Source organism: Streptomyces sp. MK37H (genome assembly GCF_018035285.1).
In the GTDB taxonomy this organism is placed as follows: Bacteria; Actinomycetota; Actinomycetes; order Streptomycetales; family Streptomycetaceae; genus Streptomyces; species Streptomyces endocoffeicus.
Window position 1 is genome coordinate 1 of the sequence record NZ_JAAAYH010000817.1, and the last position, 1,630, is coordinate 1,630.

1 protein-coding gene is annotated in these 1,630 nt (G+C 73.0%); it reads left to right on the plus strand.

The window, feature by feature from the left end; genetic code table 11:
• A partial coding sequence (locus GWI24_RS44160; protein ID WP_210951630.1) for an acyltransferase domain-containing protein occupies positions 1–1,630 on the plus strand: 1,630 nt, incomplete at both ends.

Consider the following 1,630-nt stretch of genomic DNA (forward strand, 5'->3'; position numbering starts at 1 on the left):
GCGAAACGGCTCGCGCTCGCCCGGCGGATGGTGGCCAAGGGCCGTCCGTGGCGGGGCCGCAACGACATCTGGTTCACCCCCGCGCCGCTGCTCGGCGCGGGCTCCGCGCCGAGGGGGAAGCTGGCCTTCGTCTTCCCCGGTCTCGAAGCCGAGTTCGTCCCCCGCGTGGACGGTGTCGCGGAGTACTTCGGGCTCTCCCGGCTCGCCGGGGACCGCTTCGGCGAGGCGGCGCGTGTGGGCGACATCGGCCGCCATGGCGTCGGCGTATTCGGCGTCGGGCGGCTGCTGGACGCGGCGCTGCGGCGGATGGGGGTCGTACCGGACGCGGTGGCCGGGCACAGCGTGGGGGAGTGGACGGCGCTGGTGGTGGGCGGCCTCTACGCGGGCGAGGAGGTCGACGCCTTCCTGGATTCCTTCGACCCGGACGCGCTGCGGGTGCCCGGTCTGGCCTTCGCCGTCCTCGGCGCGGGTGCGCGGCGGGTGTCCGACGCGCTCACCGAGCGTGCGGACGGCCGGATCGTGCTCTCGCACGACAACGCGCCCGGCCAGTCGATGGTGTGCGGGCCGCGTGGTGATGTCGAGGGGTTCGTCCGGGCCATGCGCGCCGAAGGTGTGATCGCGCAGGTCCTGCCCTTCCAGTCCGGCTTCCACACCCCGATGCTGGCGCCCTACCTCGACCCCATCCGAGCCGTGACGGAACGCTTCGAGCTGCTCCTGCCGCCCAGGACCCCCGTCTGGTCCGGGACGACCGCCGCACCGTATCCGGCGACCGAGGCGGAGGTGCGCGCACTGTTCATCCGGCATCTGCTGGAGCCGGTGCGCTTCCGGCTGATGACGGAAGCCCTGTACGAGGCGGGTTTCCGCGCGTTCGTCCAGGTGGGCACGGGGCAGTTGGGGTCGCTCATCGGCGACACGCTGCAGGGGCGTGACCACTTGGTGGTGGCCGCCAACTCGCCTCACCGGGACGGGGTGTCCCAACTTCGGCGCGTGGCCACGGCGCTGTGGGCGGAGGGCGGGGAGGTGGACCCCGTGCTGGCACGTGAGGCCTCGGGCGCGAGATCGGCGCCTCCTGCGGTGCGGCTGGACCTGAGCGGTTCGCTGATCTCACTCAGCGAAGCGAGGCTGAGCGAGCTGCGCGGTGAGCTGTCGCGGATGGTGTCCTGGGGAGCGGGGCCGCACCGTGGTACGTGGCCGCCGTCGCCGAGTGCGGGTCGGGTGGTGCCCACCCGTTCCGTCCAGGGGGCACCTCCCGGCGGTAGCCGGGGGAGGAACGATTGCCCCCCACCGGGTTGGGCAGTAGAGCTGAACGCCCTGCTCAGCGAGACCGCCGCCACCGCGACAGCGGTCATCGCGGCAAGCCGCCCACCGACCCCGCACACCCACGATCTGCGGGTCTCCACCGAGACCATGCCCTACCTCCGCGACCACTGCTTCTTCCCCCAACGCCCGGGCTGGCCCGATGAGCCGGACCGCTGGCCCGTGGTCCCGGCCACCACGATCGTCCAGCACCTCATGGACACGGCGGAACGCACGGCGGGCAACAACCTCGTGGCCGTCGCGGTGCACGGCGCCCGCTTCGACCAGTGGGTGACGGCGTCACCACCCACCACCGTCCAGGTCACCGCGACCC